Here is a 20,812-nt window from a genome sequence, read left to right on the forward strand (position 1 = left end):
ATGCGGTCGGCGCGTGGTCGCGTGCAGAATCTGCTCCCTTGGCGTCTGAAGCGGTAGATGAGGCATGGCATGGGAAGCGTGACACTGTGGATGCAGATTTCCCTCGACGGGTTCGCCGAGGGCCCCGACGAGACAGTTCACTGGCCGGTGGTCGACGAGGAACTCTGCGCCGAGTACCTGGATGAACTCCGCAAGGCGGACCTACTGCTGTACGGGCGGAAAACCTACGAGATCATGGCGGGGTTCTGGCCGACCGCCGACCTCGCGCCGGTCTCCCCGTTCTATGTCGATTTCGCCCGGTTCTGGCGTGCGGCGCCGAAACTCGTGCTCTCTCGTACGCTGCGTGATCCGTCGTGGAACACCCGCGTGATCGGCTCGGATTTCGCCGAGGAAGTGTGCCGGCGCAAAGCCGCGGGCCAGAACATGGTCCTTTTCGGCGGGGCCGCGACGGCCACCACCTTCCTGGAACACGAACTGGTCGACGAATACCGGCTTTTCGTACACCCGCTGGTGCTGGGCGGCGGTGTGCCGCTGTTCCGGCCACCGGTCGATCGGGCGGGGCTGCGGCTGGTGGATGTGCTCACCTTCGACAGCGCGGTGATTCAGATGCACTACCGTCAGACCGCGCCCGCGATGTGCGAAGCCTGAATACGGTGGCCCGTCGTGGAATGTGAAATGCCCGGGTTCGCCGCACAGTGGTTGGTGACGTGCACTAATTTACGTTGCTATGGCGATGATCTACCCGGTTGTCGCGGCGCCGGTCGTACCCGCGGCCGAATTCTTCGGCCGCGATCGGGAGCTGGCGCGCCTGCGTGACCTGCTGCGGCCGGGGGCCGCGCGGATGGTCACGCTCGTCGGTCCCGGCGGTATCGGCAAGACCCGGCTGGCCGCCGAAGCGCTACGCCGGGTGCGGCGGGCCGATCCGGACCGGCCGGTGTACTGGGCGCGGCTGGCCGAGCTCGAACGCGACCGCGGTGACAGCGAAGACGTACTGAGGTCGGTGGTCCGTACCGATATCAGCGATCCGAACGCCCTCGATATGGGTGTGGGTACCCGCGCCGGAGAGATCGCCGACGGCGCGGTCCTGGTGCTGGACAATTGCGAACACGTGCTCAACGCGGTGGGGCGTGTGGTGATCGACCTGCTCGCCGCCATCCCCGGCCTGACCGTTCTCGCCACCAGCCGCGAACCCATCGGCTGGGCCGACGAGTACATCCTCGCCGTACCGCCGCTGTCGCCGGTCGAATCGCTGGGCCTGTTCCGGCAGCGGGCCGAACTCACCGGTCGTCCGGTCTCCGACGATCCCGACCAGCTCGCGGTGGTGCGCCGGATCTGCCGCCGAGTCGAACACAATCCGCTGTTCGTCCGCCTCGCGGCCGCCCGGCTCCGGCACCAGCCGCCGGCCATGGTGCTCGCCGAGCTGACCGGCGATGCCGACGACCAGCGCATGCGCTGGTCGCAGAGCCCTCGCTCGGGTATCGAACGGCGGCACCGCGGCCTCTACGATGTGATCGAGTGGTCGTTCGACCTGTGTACCGGCGACGAACGGCTCCTGCTGCAGCGGATGTCGGTGTTCGCGGCCGGATACGAAACCGACGGTGTCCAGCCGCAACGCAACGGGGTCGAACTCGCCGCCGTCGTGGCGGTGTGCGCGGACGAGACGTTACCGCCCGAGCGGATCGCGGTGCTCCTGGAAGCCTTGGCCGAACGATCCCTGGCCTCCACCTTCCGCACCGCGACCAGCGTGCGGTGGTATCTGGTGGAAAGCGTGCGATTGTTCGCCGCGGACCGGTTGCGCCGCGATCCCGAGGCGGCCGCCCGATTGGCGGCCCGGCACCGCCGGTACTACCGGGATCGGGTCGTGGCGGTCCGTTCGCTCTGGTACGGGCCGCGTGAACAATCGTGGCTCGAATGGGCGCGAGCCTGCTGGGACGACATCCTGATCGGTATCGAAACCGCTCTCGCCGACCCGGACGAGGCCCTGATCGGGCTGGAGACGGCGTCGGTTCTGCTTTCGGTGTGGGTACCGTTCGTCAACGGCGGGAATTCGGCGCTGACCCGGCTCACCGCGCAGGTACTGGAGGTGACCCGTGCGGCGGGCGTCACCGGGCACCGTATCCGGGCCACCGCGCTGCTCGGGTGGTACTACCTGTGGCAGGGCGACCGGGAGCAGACGGTGGAGCTGCTGGACGAATGCGTGGCCGGCTGTATGCCCGGCCGGGCGGGCGACAGGTCCTGGGGGGACGATCCGGAAACCGACCGGGGCCTGCCGGCCTCGGTCGAATGGATCCGGGGTCTGGACCTCATGCTGTTCCGGATGGATCCACGGGCTGTCACCGTGCTGGAACGGGCGGGTCGCAAGTTCGCCGAACAGGGCGACCGGGTCGGCGTGGAGCGAGGGCAGGTTTTCGCCGCTCTCGCCGCGGCGATGCTGGCCGATACCGAGCGGGCCGAGTGGATGACACGACGGCATCTGGAGCGGGCGGTGGCCGCGGAATCGGCTCTGGCCACCCATTGGGCGCGGGTGGCCAGAGCGCTGGCGCTCGCGCGCTCCGCGGATCCCGTCGCCGCCCTGGAAACCGCCCATGACGTGCTGTCCGGCCCGGGTGTGGACCGGGACACCTGGACGACTTCGTGGTCGGTGGCGGTATCCATGGTCGTGTTGACCCAGGTGCTCGGTGGCGCCCCGGCGGCGGTGGGTACGGCCGCCGCCCGTCGAGTGCGTGCCACCGAACTGGCCTGGCTGGTCGGGGTTTTCCGGGCCTGCCATCGCATGATGGGCAGCAGTGTCGAGCGGGTGCCGATGGTGGCGCTCGGGGTACGGCGGGCCACCGAGGTCGCGACCGCGCTCATCGGGCCCGCGGATTTCGCGGCGGCCGAAGAACGCGGCGCGCAGTTCCGTCCCGGTACCGATATGGTCGGCCGGTATGTGCGTGCGCGCTGGCCGGTGCGCCCGGTGCGGATGCCCACGGCGGCCGAGCGCACGGTATCGCACTGGGGCACGCTTTCCCCGGCCGAACGCGAGGTCGCGGTGCTGGCTGCCGCGGGCTGGCCGAACAGTGCCATCGCCGAACGGCGGGGGAGTTCGGTGCGGACCGTGGACGCTCAGGTCGCCAGTATCCGGCAGAAGCTGCTGATCGCCTCACGCCGGGAGATCGGCAGCCACGTTCCCGTGGAGCTGTCGGAGCTGGTGGCGCTCGAACGTGCTTCCGCCGCCGGTCGCCGGCGTAACCGGCGGCGTGTGCCGAGGTCGGCCGAACGTCCCTGAGCGGGCCGCGTCAGCGACAGGCGTAGAAGTACGGCTTGTACGCGCAGATGTCGTGGTAGCCGCCGCTGTCGCTGTCGTAGGTGAAGCTGCGCTCGGCCGGGATGGCGTGCACGGGCTCGCTGCGGTTGCTGGGATCGCTGGGCAGGTTGTGGGAGTCGTTGTAGGTACCCACGCCCGGGTGCGAGTCGTCCCGGGTGCTGTGGCCGACATCGGCGTGGGCGAACTGCGGGGCCAGGGTCGCGGGTACGAAGGCGAGGGCGCCGGCCAGGGCGGCGGCCGCGGCGATCCTTCTGACGAAACCGTGGGTGCGAGCGGTGGTCATGGTGTTCTCCGTTCCGAGGGGCACGGACTAGAACTTCTACGGCGGATCAATGTCTGTGGGTCCGTAGTTCTATGTGCCGCTGTTTAACGGTACGGTACACGAGTGTGAGCAATGGCGCGATGGCTTTTCTCTCTGGTGGGAAGTCTCGCTCGAGCCGAGGTCCAGCGGCCGCGGCGAGGGCACCGGGTACCGGCAGCCGTTCGGGTACCGCCGGAGCTCGCAGACCTACGTCCCCGGGGGTCGAGCGTGCGGCGGACGGACCGGATCCACCTCGGGCAACAGAGCAGATTTCCGGGTGGAGAACGAAGAAAGTGGCGACTCCCGCACCCTGCCGAGGTTCTCGCGCAGCAGGAAACCGCGCGGAGGATGCCTGCCTCCGGATGATGTCCCCGGCGCCGGAGGATCGGGCTCGTACGCTACGTTCCCCGGTCGAGGACATACGGCGCTCGCCGCCGGGCCGTGCCGGGCACGGCGGGAAAGTGGCCGGCGGCCCTCACCCGCCGGTAACTATGTGTCCGGGACGCTCAGCCGGGCCAGCGCCAGTCCGCCACCTCGGGAATATCCGTGCCATGGGTCCGGGTCCAGGTACGGGCCCGCAGGCGCGCGTCCACCATGTCCTGGCGCAACCCGGCGGCCTGCTGGCGCAGCGCCGGAACCCGATCGATCACATCCATCACCAGGTGATATCGGTCCAGGTCGTTGAGCATGACCATATCGAAGGGGGTCGTGGTGGTGCCGCGCTCCTTGTACCCCCGTACATGCAGCCCACTGTGGTTGGTGCGGCGGTAGGTGAGCCGGTGGATCAGCCACGGATAACCGTGGAAGGCGAAGATCACCGGAGCTTCCCGGGTGAACAGGGTGTCGAATTCGCTGTCCGGCAGCCCGTGCGGATGGTCCTCGACCGGCAGCAGCCGCATCAGATCCACCACATTCACCACCCGCACCCGCAACCACGGCAGTCGCGCCCGCAGAATCGCGGCGGCGGCAAGAGTTTCCAGGGTCGGTACATCACCCGCGCAGGCGAGCACCACATCCGGCGTGGTGGCCGGTTCGTCCCGGTTACCGGCCCAGTCCCACACACCGATACCACGCGCGCAGTGCAGCGCGGCATCGGTGGCCGAGAGCCAATCCGCCTGCGGTTGTTTACCCGCCACCACCACGTTCACGTAGTGCCGCGACCGCAGACAGTGGTCGTAGACCGAGAGCAGCGTATTCGCATCCGGCGGCAGATAGACCCGCACGATCTCCGGCTTCTTGTTCAGCACCACATCCAGGAAACCCGGATCCTGATGGGTGAAACCGTTGTGATCCTGCCGCCACACATGCGAGGACAACAGATAGTTCAGGCTCGCCAGGGGGCGTCGCCACGGTACCGCCGCACTGGCGTCGAGCCATTTCGCGTGCTGGTTGAACATGGCGTCGACGATGTGCACGAAGGCCTCGTAGCAGGTGAAGACTCCGTGCCGCCCGGTGAGCAGGTACCCCTCGAGCAGGCCCTGGCACATATGCTCGGAGAGCACCTCGATCACCCGGCCGGTGCGGTCCAGTTTCTCGTCGTGTTCGCCGATCTCCGCCTGCCAGTTGCGGCCGGTGACCGCCAGGATGTCCTGTAACCGGTTACTGGCCAGTTCATCGGGGGCGAAGGTCAGGAAGTTGTCCGGGTTGCGCACGGTGACCTCCCGGAGCCACCCGCCCAGTACGCGCGTGGCCTCGTGGCTGGTCCGGCCCGGCCCGGGAACCTCCACCGCGTGCTCCCGCCAGTCGGGCAAGCGCAGATCGCGGACCAGCGTGCCACCGTTGGCCACCGGATTGGCGCTCATCCGCCGTTCGCCCGCCGGTACCAGCTGCCGCAACTCCGAAACCGGGCAGCCGGAGCTGTCGAACAACTCCTCCGGACGGTAGGAGCGCAACCATTGCTCGAGCACCGCGCGATGCGCCGCGTCGTCCCGGGCCGCGGGGAGCGGAACCTGATGTGCCCGGAAAGTACCCTCCACCGATTCGCCGTCCACCTGCGGTGGCCCGGTCCACCCCTTGGGGGTACGCAGCACGATCATCGGCCAGTGCGGCCGGCTGGTATCGGTACCGTCCCGGGCCGCCCGCTGGATCTGGGCGATCCGCTCCAGGCAGGTATCCACGGCGGCGGCCATATCCTGATGGACCCGGGCGGGTTCGTGACCGGAGACGATCAGCGGATCGTATCCGTTGCCCCGCATCAGCGAGACGAGCTCCGATTCGGGGATCCGGGCGAGCAGGGTGGGGTTGGCGATCTTGTACTCGTTCAGCGCGAGAATCGGGAGCACCGCGCCGTCCCGGGCCGGGTTCAGGAATTTGTTGGCATGCCAGCTGCCCGCCAGCGGACCGGTTTCGGCCTCCCCGTCGCCGACCACACAGAACACCGTCAGGTCGGGATGATCCAGCGCGGCCCCGAACGCGTGCAGTAGCGAATAGCCGAGCTCCCCACCCTCGTGGAACGATCCGGGCGTCTCCGGCGCGCAGTGGCTGGGAACTCCGCCGGGAAAGGAGAACTGAGCGAACAATGCCCGCATCCCCTCGGCGTCACGGGGCACATGGCTGTACAGCTCGGAATAGGTGTTCTCCAGCCAGGCGCATGCGTTCGGCCCCGGCCCGCCGTGCCCAGGCCCCGCGACGAACACGGCGTTCAGGTCCCGGGCGAGGATGGCGCGATTCGCGTGCACCCACACCAGGTTCAATCCCGGCACGGTACCGAAATGCCCCAGCAGGCGGGGTTTCACGTGTTCGGGGGCCAGCGGTTCGCGCAGCAGCGGATTGTCCATCAGATAGATCTGGCCGACGGAGAGATAGTTGGCGGCGCGCCACCAGGCATCCAGCGTTTCCAGTTCATCGGAATCCAGTGGTCCCGCTTCTTTCGCCGCGAGCCGGTAGGGGCGAGGCGCGATCGTTTCGCCACCGTCGCTGCCCATATCGCCGGAAGCGGTGTCTCCGCCTGCACTCGCCAACTGCGTCATACGCCGAACCTCCTGGAGGTCGTGGTCGCGCCGGGCTCCCCGCGGAACCGAATGCGGGCTCCCATCACGATAGCTGGAGGTATGCGGAGTCGCGGCCGGTTCGGCCGGGTCGGCGCCCGAGAGATCGATACACTGTCGTCCCTCGCGTACCCGGCCGGTGATCGGATAACCGCCGCCGGCTTTTCCGTTCGGCGGGGCGGGTCGTCTCACCACGGATCGCGCCGCTCCGGACGGTACGCCGGCCATACGGTGGCTCCGGGCGCCGGATGGTTCGTACGACGACGGGTAGGGTGCGCCCATGCACACTCTCGGCAGGATCATCGCTGTCACCGCCGCGAGCGCGGCTGCCCTCGGGCTCGCCGGCTGCGGCGCGGAAGACGACTCGCAGACCCCCGCGACGACCACCACGGCGGCAGCCCTGCCGACGAGCGCGCCGGCCGCGGCCTCTCCGACCGAATCGAAAGGCCGCGAATGCGTGGCCGACGATATCGGGGTGACCGGCGGCTTCGGTGAGGTTCCGCGGATCACCATCCCCGACGACTGCGATCCACCGCAGAAACTGGTGGTGAAGGATCTGGTCCCCGGTACGGGGCCGGGAGCCACGCCGGGACAGCAACTGACCATGAACTACGCACTGGTCACCTGGTCGGACAGAGCGCAGCTCGACTCGTCGTTCGACCGCGGCGAACCTTTCGAACTGACCCTCGGCTCCGGCATGGTCATCCCCGGCTGGGAACAGGGCCTCGAGGGGGTCCAGCAGGGTGCCCGCCGGTTGCTGATCATCCCGCCGGACCTCGGCTACGGCGCCGGAGGCAACGGGGTGAAACCGAACGAAACCCTGGTCTTCGTAACCGACGCGGTGGCGGTCCCCCAGGGCTGAGCTGTGTTTGTTCGCCCCGTCTCCGGCGGGGCGGGGTTCAGGGCCCCTGGTGTCTCGGGTTTTCACTCCGCCGCTCGGTCGCTGCGCTCCTTCGCTCCAGGCCCGAGCGCGACGCCGAGGGGGCTCGGCCCCACGGCGCCGAAGGCGCCGCAAAATAAACAGCGGGGCCGATAAACACGGTCCGAGCCGGTCAACTAACCTGGTCGGGATGCGTATCCCGAGCGCGTGAAACCGCAGGTGCTCGCCGTTCGGACGGTACGCCGAGGGCGTGTCGCCGCACGCCGTCGCCAGACCACGCGCCATCAACCGGTTACCAGCACGGATAGCGTGCGGGGCCGATGAGAAGACGAACCGACGAGAAACAAGGAGCATGTCCGTGAAGAGCACCGTCGAGCAGCTGAGCCCGACCCGGGTCCGGATCAATGTCGAGGTGCCCTTCGAGGAGCTGAAGCCGGACTTCGATCGCGCCTACAAGGCCCTGGCCAAGCAGGTGCGCATTCCCGGCTTCCGTCCGGGTAAGGCGCCGGCCAAGCTGCTCGAGGCGCGCCTGGGTCGCGGGGCGGTCCTGGAGCAGGTCGTCAACGATGCGCTGCCGGGTCGCTACAGCGAAGCCGTCACCACCTCCGAGGTGAAGGTCATCGGTCAGCCGGAAATCGAGATCACCAAGATCGAGGACGGGCAGGAGCTGGCGTTCACCGCCGAGGTGGATGTGCGCCCCGAGATCACCCTCCCCGAGGACTACAGCAGCATCTCCGTCACCGTCGACGCCATCGAGATCACCGACGCCGATATCGATGAGCAGCTGCAGTCGCTGCGGCAGCGGTTCGGCACCCTCACCAGCGTCGAACGTCCCGTGCAGGACGGCGATTTCGTCTCCATCGATCTGGCCGCCACCGTCGACGGCGAGGAGGTGCCGGAGGCGGCCACCACCGGCCTGTCGCACGAGGTGGGTTCGGGCCAGCTCATCGAGGGCCTGGACGAGACCCTGACCGGGATGTCGGCCGGAGAGTCCAAGGAGTTCACCTCCACCCTGGTCGCCGGTGAGTACGCGGGTCGCGAGGCCACCATCACCGTGACCGTCGGGTCGGTCAAGGAACGTGAACTCCCCGAGGCCGACGACGAATTCGCGCAGCTCGCCAGCGAATTCGACACCATCGAGGAGCTGAAGACCGATCTGCGTTCGCGGGTCGAGCGGGTCAAGAAGGTGCAGCAGGCCGGCGAGATCCGCGATCAGGTGCTGGAGAAGCTGCTCGAAAGCGTCGAGGTGCCGCTGCCCGAGGCCGTGGTGAAGGCCGAGATCGACGCCGTCGAGCACGACGCGATCCACGGGTTCGATCACGACGAGGCGAAGTTCGCTGAGGCGCTGGAGGCGCAGGGCTCGAGCCGTGCGGAATTCGATGCCGACACCAAGGAAGCCGCCGAGAAGTCGGTGAAGACTCAGCTGCTGCTGGACGCGGTCGCCGAAGCCGAAGGCACCCAGGTGGGCCAGGAGGAGCTCACCGAGCGCATCCTGTTCCAGGCCCAGCGCTACGGTATGGCGCCGGAACAGTTCATCCAGCAGGTGCAGCAGGCCGGTCAGCTCGGCGCGGTGTTCGCCGATGTCCGCCGCGGTAAGGCGCTGGCCGAGGTGGTCGGCAAGGTGACGGTCACCGATTCGGCGGGCAACCCGGTCGATACGGACGAAATGTTCGGCACCGCCAAGGAATCCGACGCGGAGACCGCCGAAGAGTCCACCACCGCGGACGCGGAGTAGATCACGCGGGAATCGTGAGCGGGGAAGCCCTGGGACAGGCGGTGGTGGCCATCGAGAGACAGCGGATGATCGAGCGCTGTCGTCGGTGTGCGCAGAACCGGACGCCCAGGGTTTTCGCGCGTCGTGCTCCGGCGGCCGGCGTCGCGGGACGAGCTCGTTCTGGAACCAGCTTCCACTTCGAGCCGTCAACGCCCGCGAGTTCGCTCGGTGCCGCCTCCTCCGGATGGTTCACCTCCGGCGGTGGGCCCCGCCCCGCCCTGCCCCGAGCGAGGCCATCCACCACAGCCACCGAACATGTGCGGCAGGCCATCCCGAGGCGGGAAGCCGTCGAGCGCTCACAGTGCCGTGAAGCCCCCCGGGCTGTACCAGGTGCGCCTTTCACCTGCCCCGGATGGCCCGCGTCCCTGGTCGGGGCCCGCCCCGGGTCTGCAGCGACGGAGCGAAGGAGCGCAGCGACTGAGCGCAGGAGTGAAGACCCGGGGTTAATAGGGCCCCGACCTCGTCCCGCCGGAGGCGGGGCAATAGATATAGGCCCCCGACCCCGCCCCGCCGGAGGCGGGGCAACAGATATTGCGCTCTGAGCGAATCGGGGTGGTACCGGGAGTTCGGTGCCGCCCTGTTTCGTTAATGTTTGTGACAGCAACGAGCCGGCGAGAGAAGGCAGGTATCCGTGACAATCAATAAAGCCGAGGTCATGACAGCTCCGACCGCTGGGCTCAATCTCAGCGATTCGGTGTACGAGCGCCTGCTGCGTGAGCGCATCATCTTCCTCGGCACCCAGGTGGACGACGATATCGCGAACAAGATCTGTGCCCAGATCCTGCTGCTGTCGGCCGAGGACCCCACCAAGGACATTTCGCTCTACATCAATTCGCCGGGTGGTTCGGTGAACGCGGGCATGGCCATCTACGACACCATGCAGTTCGCCGAATGCGATATCGCGACCTACGGGATGGGCCTGGCGGCGTCCATGGGCCAGTTCCTGCTCACCGCGGGGGCGAAGGGGAAGCGGTTCGCCTTGCCCCACACCCGGATCATGATGCACCAGCCTTCGGCCGGTCTCGGCGGTTCGGCCGCCGATATCGCGATCATGGCCGAGCAGTTCGCCTACACCAAGCGTGAGCTCAACGAGTTGCAGGCGATGCACACCGGTAAGTCGGTGGAGCAGATCAATACCGACGCCGATCGCGACCGCTGGTTCACGCCCGAACAGGCGCTGGAGTACGGCTTCATCGACCGCGTGATCACCAGTGCGCGTCAGACGGGCGGCGCGGGTAACTAGGGCCTCGGCCGCGAACCCCTCGGCCCCGGGCCGTCGGCCGGTGTTCGCGGCTCGGTCCAGCGGATAGCTCACTCACAGACTTGGAGACCACTATGGCCAACCCGATCGATCCTCGCGCCCTCGGCGGTATCGCCCCGGCGGGCCCGCAGTCGCGCTACATTCTGCCGTCGTTCATCGAACATTCGAGTTTCGGCGTCAAGGAGTCCAACCCGTACAACAAGCTGTTCGAGGAGCGGATCATCTTCCTCGGGGTACAGGTGGACGATGCCTCCGCGAACGACATCATGGCCCAGTTGCTGGTGCTGGAATCGCTGGATCCCGACCGTGACATCACGATGTACATCAATTCGCCGGGTGGCTCGTTCACCTCGCTGATGGCGATCTACGACACCATGCAGTACGTGCGGGCCGATGTCGCGACCGTATGCCTCGGTCAGGCCGCTTCGGCCGCCGCGGTGCTGCTGGCTGCGGGCACGCCGGGTAAGCGCGCCTGCCTGCCGAACGCGCGGGTGCTCATCCATCAGCCGTCGGTCGAGGGCGGTATCCAGGGTCAGGTGTCGGATCTGGAGATCCAGGCCGCCGAGATCGAGCGGATGCGCCGCCTGATGGAGACCACGCTGGCCCGGCACACCGGGAAAGACGCGGACACCATTCGTAAGGACACCGATCGCGACAAGATCCTGACCGCCGAGGAGGCGAAGGAATACGGGATCATCGATACGGTGTTCGACTACCGCAAGCTCAGCGCTCAGAAATGAGCGCACCGGTCCGGTGCGCCGCGTGGGGCGGGGCACCGGACCGGCCGGGTGGCGGTTCCCGGTCGAGGGGATCCGCGCCGGCGCGTCCGACACGCCCCGGATAGGGGCGGGGCCCGAAAATACGCCGTGACGTGCCATCCGCGTGAATCCCCGCACAACCGCGACGAGAAACCTGCCCGAGTTGTCGACCTCTGTCGCGCACACCGGGTACGGTCAAACCCAGGGACCTTTGTTCCCGGTTGACAGCACCGCCCTTCGATCCGGGTGATATCACCGGATTCGCTCCACCGCAGGCGGCGGTCGGCTGGCAGCTGGACGGATGGTTGCACGCGAACAAGGAAGTAGGGACCCACGAGATGGCGCGCATCGGCGACGGCGGCGATCTGCTCAAATGCTCGTTCTGCGGAAAGAGCCAGAAGCAGGTCAAGAAGCTCATTGCGGGACCAGGGGTGTACATCTGCGACGAGTGCATCGATCTGTGCAACGAGATCATCGAGGAGGAGCTGGCCGAATCCAGCGAGGTCAAACTCGATGAGTTGCCCAAACCCGCGGAAATCCGGGATTTCCTGGAGAACTACGTGATCGGGCAGGATACGGCCAAGCGCACGCTGGCGGTGGCGGTATACAACCATTACAAGCGTATTCAGGCCGGGGACAAGGGCCGCGACGCGCGCGGTGAAAGCGTCGAACTGGCGAAGTCCAATATTCTGATGCTCGGCCCCACCGGATGCGGTAAGACCTATCTGGCGCAGACGCTGGCGAAAATGCTGAATGTGCCGTTCGCGATAGCCGATGCCACCGCTCTCACCGAGGCGGGCTATGTGGGTGAGGATGTCGAGAATATTCTTCTCAAACTCATCCAGGCCGCCGATTACGACGTGAAGCGTGCCGAGACGGGCATCATCTATATCGACGAGGTCGACAAGATCGCGCGTAAGAGCGAGAATCCGTCGATCACCCGGGACGTATCCGGTGAAGGGGTGCAGCAGGCGCTGCTGAAGATTCTGGAGGGCACCCAGGCGAGTGTGCCGCCGCAGGGCGGGCGTAAGCATCCGCACCAGGAATTCATCCAGATCGATACCACCAATGTGCTGTTCATCGTGGCGGGTGCGTTCGCCGGCCTGGAGAAGATCATCTCCGATCGCACGGGCCACCGCGGGATCGGTTTCGGCGCCGAGGTGCGCTCCAAGGCCGAGATCGACACCACCGATCATTTCGCCGAGGTGATGCCGGAGGATCTGATCAAGTTCGGTCTGATCCCAGAGTTCATCGGCCGCCTGCCGGTGGTGGCCTCGGTGACCAATCTGGACAAGGACTCGCTGGTGAAGATCCTGTCCGAACCGAAGAACGCGCTGGTCAAGCAGTACATCCGTTTGTTCGAGATGGACGGGGTGGATCTGGAGTTCACCCGTGACGCCCTCGAAGCGGTGGCGGACCAGGCCATTCTGCGCGGCACCGGGGCGCGCGGGCTGCGCGCCATCATGGAAGAGGTGCTGCAGCAGGTGATGTTCGATATCCCCAGCCGCGACGATGTGGCCAAGGTCGTGGTGGACGCGGATACCGTCAACGACAATGTGCTGCCCACCATCGTGCCGCGTAAACGGGAGCGCCCCGAGCGCCGCGAGAAGTCGGCCTGACCGGAGCCGCAATCGTTCCGAGGCCGGATCGGGGCCTGTCCGGGTCCGGCTCCCGCTACGCTCGGTGACCACTCGACATTCGTGCGATGTAGGAGCAGGTCATGGGGAGACGGCTGTTTGCCGGGAGTACCCGGTTCGCGCGGGGTGTACCGCCGCTCGCGGGCCCCGGCCGTGGAGGCTTCCGGCTCGCGGTGATCGCGGCGGCGCTATCGGCCGGGGTATTGCTCACCCCACCGGCCGGAGCCACTGTCCGCCAGGTCAGCGTGACCCCGGATCTGAACGCCGGTATCCACACCCCCTACGGCACCGGGTGCGGCTATACCGTGCGGGCATGGCTCAGCGAGGCGGTGACCTCGGTGACCTTCTACGACAACGGGGTCCCTTTCACCACGGTCGCCCCCGATGGCGGCGGGCTCGCCCTGGCACATTGGGTGCCCGCCTACGAGGGTGAGCACACCCTGCGGGCGATCCAGCCGACCGGCGGAAACGAGCAGGCTCCGTATGTGCGGGTTTCCGTCGGTCGGGGCGAACACTTCGGCTACGCCTGCTGGGTCGTCTGAGCCTCAGGCCCACGGCACCCGGCAGGAATCGGTGCTGAACCCCTGAGCGGTGATGCCGAGGGCGTGGTTGTTGCGGGCCCGGGAGTTCTCCAGGGCGATCTGATAGGTCAGTTCGATGACGCCGGCCCGCCCGAACCGGTTCTCCAGATCGGCGACCTGCTCGTCCGTCACGGTCATCGGGGTGGCGGTCATGGCGTCGGCGTAGGCGATGGCCGCGCGTTCGTCGTCGGTGTAGTGCGGTGAGGTCTCGTATTCGGCGATGTGCTGGAGCCGGGCGATATCCAATCCGTCCAGTCGTTGCAGCATGGTGCCGAAGTCCACGCACCAGGAGCAGCCGATGGTCCAGGCCGTGCGATAGACCGCGATCTCGCGAATATTGGCGGGCAGCTTCTTCGACACCTTCTCGGCGGCCATTTCGTGTATACCGCTGGCGATCAGGATGCCGGTGTGGTGGGCACCGACGGCGAACGGTTCCGGCACCTCACCCACTTTGCGCCGGGCGAACCAGTACATCACCTTGGTCAGCAGTCCGGCGTCTTCCGGCGCCACAGCGGGGATACGGGAAGTACTCATCGGCTCTCCTCCTGAGGTCGGTCATATCTCTACAACCTGGACGAGGCAGCTGCCCGCGGCGTGACGCTCGGGGGCTTCCGTGGTGACGGCCCGGCGTCGTCCGGGCTCGACTCCCAGGTCAGGCCGGGTACCGGATGGGGGCCAGGGCCGGACGTGGACGGCTTCGGAGCCGGCGGCTCAACGACGCCGACTCGCCGTATCGCGGCTCATTCGGGTTCGACGCTCATATCGTCGGCACCCCAGTAGGCGCGCATCCGGGTGATGCGGCCCTCGTCGTCGAATTCCATGACATCGATGGGACTCAGCGTCATCCGCCGGCCACCTGCCCTGGTGACCAGGGTGAAGACGAAGGCGGCATGGTTGCCGGCGATCCGGACGGTTTCCGGGGCGAGGCTGGTTTCGCGGTCCAGGCTCGCGATCACGTCGTAGAACGCGCGGATGGCGTCGTGGCCGTGTTTCGGCTCGGTGCCGATCGGGTCCTCGACGACGGCATCGGGTGCGTAGAGGGCGACGATCTCCTCGGTCGGCCCCGAACCGACGAGCTTCACATAGTGTTCGACTACGTCGCGGATCTCCCGTGCCATCACCAGCTCCTCGCAAAATGAAACGTGTTCTAATTCGGCAGAGTAGCAGGTGTGTACGGGCGGGGGCAGGGGTCGCGCGCCGTACTCCGCGGGCGCGCCGGTGTCTTCCCTCGGGATATGGTCCGGAAATACCTGGTGACGACGCTGACCTTGCATGGCGGGCGGGTATCTCCGTTGACCCCTCGGTGCGTCGTTGCATCGCCGCCGTGCAAGTCGTGCGTCTGTTCTGGGTGTCGCGCAGCGCGGCGCAAATGTTACGTGTTTCACAGGCTCGGGTAGGTGACCTCGGCGGGGTGTGTGCCCGACTTCGGCTCCGGCTCCCGGTAGGCATTGAGAAATCAATGCTATGACTGCAGGTACAGACGGTGTGTCGGCCGTTCGGTGTCGGTATTGTGATGTTGAATCGACCCGGTCAACCAGATGTTCGAGCGATAAGTGAAAGCGGAGGAGATATGGCACTGCCAACGATGACCGCGGAACAACGCACGGAGGCTCTGGCCAAGGCGGCGGCGGTGCGCAAGGCGCGCTCCGAACTGATCGGTCAGGTGAAAGACGGCAAGATCTCGGTGGCCGACCTGCTGCGCAAGGCCGATAGCGATGAACTGGTCAAGAAGACGAAGGTGGTCGCCGTGATCAAGGCGCTGCCGGGCGTCGGTCCGGTCAAGGCCGCCAAGCTGATGGACCAGGCGGATATCCCGGAGGACCGCCGGATCGGCGGCCTCGGTGCTCGTCAGCGCGCGGCGCTGCTGGAAGCCCTGTCCAACTGAGGAGGTGGAGCGTCCGGTGGACGCTCCGAACTCGGATCGTGGCCGAGCCGGTCGGGCGATGATGCGACCGGCATGGCCCGGCCGGTCCGCCGCGGCGATCCGAGTGGTTCACCCGGCCCGTGGGCCGGGTGTGGGTACCGCGGCGGGTGCGACCGGATCCTCGGAACCGTCCCGGCTCGCCGCGGGCAAGGGGATCCGGCTGGGGGTATGCGGCCGGAGGATGGATGTCAGATTCCGGTGCCGCCGCGCTCGGCGAGTAGCGCCGCCACGCCGTCGAGAATGCGGTGAATGCCGAATTCCAGCGCGGCATCGCGCTGGTGAGCGCCGGCGTCGCGGGGGGCTTCGGCGATCGCCCCGAGGATCTGGGGGAATCGATCCCCGGACAGTTCGAGTGCCGCTGCCATCGCGCGAGTGAAATCCTCCTCCGCGGTACCGGGTCCGACGAGCTGCTGGGCGAGGCTGCGTACATGCCCGTTCAGTACTACGACGGTGTCCAGGCGTTCGGGCCCGGTGAGGGCGGTATCGGCTGTCGCGCGCAGCGCCGCCTCCGTCCAGCCCAGTTCGTTGGGGCCGAGTGGGCGTGCCCCGACGAGTAGTTCCATCACCCAGGGATGGCGCCGGTACCGCTCGTAGGTGTGCAGTGCCCACGACCGCAGGCCGGATCGCCATGGGTGCGGGCCCGTGGTGTCGAGTGCGGGCGGCTCCCCCAGGGCCGCTTCCACCATCAATGCCGTCAGTTCGGTCTTGCCGGGCAGGTGGCGGTACAGCGACATCTTCGTATAGCCGAGCCGGTCGGCCAGGCGTTGCATGGACAGCCCGGTCAGCCCCTCGTGATCGGCCAGCTCCATCGCTTCCTCGATGATCGCCGCCCGGGACAGTGTGGGTTTGGGACCGCGGGTCGGGCGGCGATCGATCCCCCAGAGCAGCTCGAGCACGGTCGATGTCGCCATCGGGCGCCTTTCGGGGAGGGGATTGACGTGAAACTGTGTCTACCATACGCTGATCTGCGTCCACCGGAAACAGTTTCCGGTGGACGCAGATCGGTGAACGGAGTTCCATGCGCAACCGAACCGTCCTCGTCTCCGGCGCGAGCATCGCCGGTCCCGCCCTCGCGTACTGGCTCGACCGCTACGGATTCGATGTCACGGTCGTGGAACGCGCCCCGGCCCTGCGGCCGGGTGGGCAGGCGGTCGATTTCAAGGGCCCGGCGCAACGCGCCGTGCTGGAGCGGATGGGGATCTACGACGACATCCGGCAACGCAGCACCGGGGCGACCGATATGGTCTTCCTCGACGAGAACGGCCGCGAGCGCGCGCGTCTCTCGGGCGACTTCACCGGCGGCGATATCGAGATCCTGCGCGGCGATCTGGCCGAGATCCTCTACGCGCGCACGGCGGCACGCAGCACCTACCTCTTCGGGAACTCGATCGGCGCGCTCCACGACACCGGAAACGGTATCGAGGCCGAATTCGAGCACGGTCCGGCGGACCGGTTCGATCTGGTCGTGGGCGCGGACGGTATCCACTCACGGGTGCGCCGGCTGGTTTTCGGCCCCGAACGGCAATTCGTCCGCCACCGCGGCTACTACTACGCGATAGCCGGGGCTCCACCTGCGGACGAGGACGGTAGTGGCCCGCGCCGCCGGATCACCTACGCCTACGCCGCCCCCGGCCGGCTCGCGGTTCGCGGCGGGCCGAAAGCGCAGCAGCTGTACATGTTCGCGGCGCCCGAACGCGATTTCGCCGACGAAGCCGAGCAGCGCTGTGTGCTCACCGAACGCTTCGCGGGAATGGGCCGGCAGGTATCGGAGATGCTCGCGGAACTGGCGGAGTGCGAGGAGTTCTATCTGGACGCGCTCGCGCAGGTGCGCCTGCACAGTTGTGTGTCCGGACGGGTCGCGCTGGTCGGCGACAGTGCCTACGGCAATACCCTGGCCGGTTTCGGGACCGGTCAGGCGGTCGTGGGCGCCTATGTCCTGGCGAGCGAACTCGCCGCCGCCGACGGCGACCACACGGCGGCCTTCGCCCGATACGACCGGATCATGCGCTCCTACAGCGCGATCGCGGGCAACAGCAGTCCCGGCCGCTTCCTGGCACCGAAGACCGCCTACGGTCTCCGGCTGCGGAACTGGTTCCTGGGGTCCCGCTGGTTCGAACTGATGAACCGGTATGCCGCCGCCGAGAACGATGTGGATCTGGCCGGCTATTCGGCTCTGCCGACGCGATGAACCGGCCCACCCACCGGGCCGGGCGGCCGGAACCGGGCGCTCCGGGAATCAGGCGCCGCGCTCGGGCGGCGCCGGGCAGGACCGGATGCGTTCGGGGTGGGTGTAGACGTTCATGGTGTCGCCGCGGACGAAACCCGCCAGGGTGAGCCCGGATTCGGCGGCCAGATCCACCGCCAGCGAACTGGGTGCCGAGACCGCCGCCAGAACGGGGATGCCGGCCAGAACCGCTTTCTGGGCGAGCTCGAACGAGGCGCGGCCGCTGACGACGAGAACCAGATCGGTGGCGGGGATACGGTCCTCCCGCAGGGCCCAGCCGATCACCTTGTCCACGGCATTGTGCCGGCCGATGTCCTCGCGGACGGCGAGCACGGTGCCGTCGGGAGTGAACAGACCCGCGGCGTGCAGACCACCCGTGGCGTCGAATACCGACTGGCGGCTGCGCAGGGCGTCCGGTAGAGCGGCCAGTACGGCGGCGTCGAGCAGCGGTTGCGGAGGCGGAAGGGGATGGCGGGTGCGCAACCGGACCTCGTCGAGCGCGGTGCGCCCGCAGAGACCACACGCGCCGGTGGTGAGGAACGGGCGGGCCGGTAGGGCGACGGGAGCGTGCAGGCCCACATCGAGGACGTTGTAGGTGTTGCGGCCCGCGTCGTCGGTACCGGCGCAGTAGCGGGCGGTGTGGATATCGGCCGCTTCGGTGATCAGCGTTTCCCCGAACAGGAACCCGTGCACCAGGTCGATATCGTGACCGGGGGTGCGCATGGTGACGGTGAGCGATTCGCCGCGCACCCGGATCTCCAGCGGTTCTTCGACGGCCAGGGTATCGGGGCGGATTATCTCGCCGGACGCGGTGATACGTCGCATCCGGCGTCGTGCGGTGACTCTGCTCATCGGGGGCCGGTGCGGTGGGTATGGGGTTCGAGACGGACGGTGATCGCCTTGGATACGGGGGTGTTCGACCGCGCGGCCACATGGTCCAGCGGGACCAGCGGATTGGTCTCGGGGTAGTAGGCGGCCGCGTTGCCCCGGGGCGTCGAATAGGCGACCAGGCGGAAGCCCTCCACCCGGCGGTCGGCGCCGTCCGGCCACTCCGAGACCAGATCGACGAGATCACCGTCACGGAAACCGAGTTCGGCGATATCGTCGGCGTGCACCAGCACGACCCGGCGGCCGTCGCGTACGCCGCGATAGCGATCGTCGAGGCCGTAGATGGTGGTGTTGTACTGGTCGTGACTGCGCAGCGTCTGCAGGATCAGCCGCCCCGGCGGTACCGGTACCCAGCTCAGTGGGTTCACCGCGAAATTGGCCTTCCCGGTGGCGGTGCGGAACTCGCGGGTATCGCGCGGTGGATGGGGCAGGACGAAGCCGTTGCGCTGCCGGACCCGGGTGTTGTAATCGGCGCAGCCGGGCACCACGCGGGCGATGGCATCGCGGATCCGGTCGTAGTCGTCACGGAATTGTTCCCACGGCACCGGATGACCGGGCCCCAGGAGTTCGCGGGCCAGTTCGCAGACGATGGCGACCTCGCTGCGCAGTTCCGTGCTCACCGGGCGCAGCCGCCCGGTGGACAGGTGCACCATGGACATCGAATCCTCCACCGACACCTGCTGTCGTACGCCGTTCCGCACATCCAGATCGGTGCGGCCCAAGGTGGGCAGGATGAGCGCGGTGGCGCCGTGGACCACATGGCTGCGATTGAGCTTGGTCGAAATCTGGACGGTGAGAGAACAACCGCGCAGTGCCGCTTCGGTGACCGCGGTATCGGGGGTGGCGGAGACGAAATTACCGCCCATACCGACGAAGACCCGGGCCCGGCCGTCGCGCAGGGCGCGGATGGCGGCGACGGTATCGAACCCGTGGGCGCGCGGGCTGGTGATACCGAATTCGCGATCGAGCGCGGCGAGGAACGATTCGGGAACCCGCTCCCAGATACCCATGGTGCGATCGCCCTGCACATTGGAATGCCCGCGTACCGGGCAGAGACCGGCGCCGGGTTTGCCGATCATGCCACGGGCCAGCAGCAGATTGGTGACCTCCTCGATCGTGGCCACCGCGTGGGTGTGCTGGGTGAGACCCATGGCCCAGCACACGATCGTGCTCCGCGAGCGGGCCAGCAATCCGGCCGTGTGTTCGAGCTCGGCGCGGGTGAGACCGGTGGCCTCGCACACCGTATCGAGGTCGACGGCGCGGATATGTCGTTCGTAGCCGGCGAATCCGGCGGTGTGGGCGTCGATGAAGGCGCGGTCCAGCACCGTGCCGGGTGCCCGGTCCTCCGCCTCGAACAGGAGTTTCGCCAGGCCCTGGAAGAGCGCCATATCGCCGCCGAGCCGGATCTGCAGGAAATCGTCGGCGATATCCACGCCGGTGGTGAGGCCCCGCACGGTCTGCGGATCGCGGAACGCGATCAGCCCGGTCTCCGGCAGCGGGTTGATCGCGATGATCCGGGCCCCCGACTTCTTGGCATCGGCGAGGGCACTGAGCATCCGCGGGTGGTTGGTGCCCGGATTCTGCCCGGCCACCAGGATCAGATCGGCGGCGGCGAAATCGTCGATGGTGACCGACCCCTTGCCGATCCCGATGGAGCCGGTCAGGGCGGTACCCGAGGACTCGTGGCACATATTGCTGCAGTCGGGCAGGTTGTTCGTACCGAAACTACGCACCAGCAGCTGGTACAGGAACGCCGTTTCGTTGGCGGTGCGGCCGGAGGTGTAGAACACCGCCTCGTCGGGGGAGTCCAGCGCCCGCAGGTGATCGGCGACGAGACGATAGGCCTCGTCCCATCCGATGGGGGAGTAATGGGTATCACCCGGCCGCAGCACCATGGGGTGGGTGAGACGCCCCTGCCGGCCCAGCCAGTACCCGGACTTCTCCGCGAGCTCGGCGATCGAATGTTCGGCGAAGAACTCCGGTCCCACCGTGTTCACCGTCGCTTCCTCGGCGACGGCCTTGGCGCCGTTCTCACAGAACTCCGCGAGCCGGCGGTGCCCGGTCGGCTCCGGCCAGGCGCAACCCGGGCAATCGAACCCGTGGACCTGATTCACCCGGGCGAGTGTCCGCGCGGTGCGCGCCACACCCATATCGGCGACCGCCCGCTGCAGTGCGACGGCGACCGCCCGGACCCCGGCCGCCTGCTCTTTCGGCGGAGTGACGGTCAGCGCTGACTCGTCGATATCGTGGGTCGGGCCGTTGCGATGCATACCGCCATTGTGCGCTGCGC

The 20,812-nt window shown here is 67.6% G+C and carries 17 protein-coding genes; 10 read left to right on the top strand and 7 right to left on the bottom strand.

The genetic code is table 11. The annotated features are described in order from the left end of the window. Positions 1 to 69 precede the first annotated feature (69 nt). Both ACYR7D_RS12650 and ACYR7D_RS12655 read left to right on the top strand, forming a co-directional pair. Positions 70 to 648: a dihydrofolate reductase family protein gene (locus ACYR7D_RS12650; RefSeq protein WP_459549706.1), complete on the top strand. Its 579-nt coding sequence runs from the start codon at positions 70 to 72 to the stop codon at positions 646 to 648. Between the two features lie 79 nt (positions 649 to 727). Then, complete coding sequence (locus tag ACYR7D_RS12655; RefSeq protein WP_459549707.1) at positions 728 to 3,268, top strand: ATP-binding protein; 2,541 nt, start codon at positions 728 to 730, stop codon at positions 3,266 to 3,268. A 10-nt stretch (positions 3,269 to 3,278) separates the two neighbouring features. Here ACYR7D_RS12655 and ACYR7D_RS12660 read toward each other — a convergent pair whose 3' ends face one another. Next, a complete protein-coding gene (locus ACYR7D_RS12660; RefSeq protein WP_459549708.1) occupies positions 3,279 to 3,590 on the bottom strand; it encodes a hypothetical protein in 312 nt (103 codons plus the stop codon). A 524-nt stretch (positions 3,591 to 4,114) separates the two neighbouring features. Next, on the bottom strand, positions 4,115 to 6,532 hold the full coding sequence (locus tag ACYR7D_RS12665; RefSeq protein ID WP_459550132.1) for a phosphoketolase family protein: 2,418 nt from the start codon (positions 6,530 to 6,532) through the stop codon (positions 4,115 to 4,117). 343 nt (positions 6,533 to 6,875) lie between these two features. Here ACYR7D_RS12665 and ACYR7D_RS12670 point away from each other — a divergent pair, with 343 nt between their 5' ends. The 6 genes from ACYR7D_RS12670 to ACYR7D_RS12695 all read left to right on the top strand — a co-directional run bounded on the left by ACYR7D_RS12670 (position 6,876) and on the right by ACYR7D_RS12695 (position 13,447). Further along, the gene (locus ACYR7D_RS12670) at positions 6,876 to 7,457 is read left to right on the top strand and encodes an FKBP-type peptidyl-prolyl cis-trans isomerase (RefSeq protein WP_459549709.1); all 582 of its coding nucleotides are present in this window, start codon (positions 6,876 to 6,878) and stop codon (positions 7,455 to 7,457) included. A 376-nt stretch (positions 7,458 to 7,833) separates the two neighbouring features. After that, positions 7,834 to 9,210 (top strand): trigger factor, encoded by a 1,377-nt coding sequence (gene tig, locus ACYR7D_RS12675; RefSeq protein ID WP_459549710.1) that lies wholly within the window; start codon positions 7,834 to 7,836, stop codon positions 9,208 to 9,210. 694 nt (positions 9,211 to 9,904) lie between these two features. Beyond that, the gene (locus tag ACYR7D_RS12680) at positions 9,905 to 10,492 is read left to right on the top strand and encodes an ATP-dependent Clp protease proteolytic subunit (protein ID WP_459550133.1); all 588 of its coding nucleotides are present in this window, start codon (positions 9,905 to 9,907) and stop codon (positions 10,490 to 10,492) included. A 92-nt stretch (positions 10,493 to 10,584) separates the two neighbouring features. Continuing rightward, a complete protein-coding gene (locus ACYR7D_RS12685; RefSeq protein WP_459549711.1) occupies positions 10,585 to 11,250 on the top strand; it encodes an ATP-dependent Clp protease proteolytic subunit in 666 nt (221 codons plus the stop codon). Positions 11,251 to 11,606: 356 nt separating this feature from the next. Continuing rightward, entirely contained in the window at positions 11,607 to 12,887 is a 1,281-nt protein-coding gene (clpX, locus tag ACYR7D_RS12690; RefSeq protein WP_459550134.1) for an ATP-dependent Clp protease ATP-binding subunit ClpX, read from the top strand. Between the two features lie 101 nt (positions 12,888 to 12,988). Continuing rightward, complete coding sequence (locus ACYR7D_RS12695) at positions 12,989 to 13,447, top strand: hypothetical protein (RefSeq protein ID WP_459549712.1); 459 nt, start codon at positions 12,989 to 12,991, stop codon at positions 13,445 to 13,447. A 3-nt stretch (positions 13,448 to 13,450) separates the two neighbouring features. Here ACYR7D_RS12695 and ACYR7D_RS12700 read toward each other — a convergent pair whose 3' ends face one another. Both ACYR7D_RS12700 and ACYR7D_RS12705 read right to left on the bottom strand, forming a co-directional pair. Further along, positions 13,451 to 14,020, bottom strand: a complete 570-nt coding sequence (locus tag ACYR7D_RS12700; RefSeq protein ID WP_459549713.1) for a carboxymuconolactone decarboxylase family protein — start codon at positions 14,018 to 14,020, stop codon at positions 13,451 to 13,453. A gap of 206 nt (positions 14,021 to 14,226) precedes the next feature. Beyond that, the gene (locus tag ACYR7D_RS12705) at positions 14,227 to 14,604 is read right to left on the bottom strand and encodes a nuclear transport factor 2 family protein (protein WP_459549714.1); all 378 of its coding nucleotides are present in this window, start codon (positions 14,602 to 14,604) and stop codon (positions 14,227 to 14,229) included. Positions 14,605 to 15,056: 452 nt separating this feature from the next. On the opposite strand from ACYR7D_RS12705, the gene mihF reads away from it, so the two are divergent. Further along, positions 15,057 to 15,371 carry an integration host factor, actinobacterial type gene (mihF, locus tag ACYR7D_RS12710; protein ID WP_459549715.1) on the top strand — a complete coding sequence of 105 codons (315 nt, stop codon included), beginning with the start codon at positions 15,057 to 15,059 and terminating at the stop codon, positions 15,369 to 15,371. 227 nt (positions 15,372 to 15,598) lie between these two features. Here the strand turns inward: mihF and ACYR7D_RS12715 are convergent, their stop codons facing one another. Next, positions 15,599 to 16,321 (bottom strand): TetR/AcrR family transcriptional regulator, encoded by a 723-nt coding sequence (locus ACYR7D_RS12715; protein ID WP_459549716.1) that lies wholly within the window; start codon positions 16,319 to 16,321, stop codon positions 15,599 to 15,601. 107 nt (positions 16,322 to 16,428) lie between these two features. On the opposite strand from ACYR7D_RS12715, the gene ACYR7D_RS12720 reads away from it, so the two are divergent. Continuing rightward, positions 16,429 to 17,598, top strand: coding sequence for an FAD-dependent monooxygenase (locus tag ACYR7D_RS12720; protein ID WP_459549717.1), 1,170 nt, complete (start codon positions 16,429 to 16,431; stop codon positions 17,596 to 17,598). 48 nt (positions 17,599 to 17,646) lie between these two features. On the opposite strand, the gene fdhD is transcribed toward ACYR7D_RS12720, so the two are convergent. Continuing rightward, positions 17,647 to 18,486 carry a formate dehydrogenase accessory sulfurtransferase FdhD gene (gene fdhD, locus ACYR7D_RS12725; protein ID WP_459549718.1) on the bottom strand — a complete coding sequence of 280 codons (840 nt, stop codon included), beginning with the start codon at positions 18,484 to 18,486 and terminating at the stop codon, positions 17,647 to 17,649. Next, positions 18,483 to 20,792, bottom strand: a complete 2,310-nt coding sequence (locus ACYR7D_RS12730; RefSeq protein WP_459549719.1) for an FdhF/YdeP family oxidoreductase — start codon at positions 20,790 to 20,792, stop codon at positions 18,483 to 18,485. Before ACYR7D_RS12730 ends, fdhD begins: the two co-directional genes overlap by 4 nt. Positions 20,793 to 20,812: the final 20 nt, after the last annotated feature.

Source organism: Nocardia sp. X0981, from assembly GCF_977089955.1.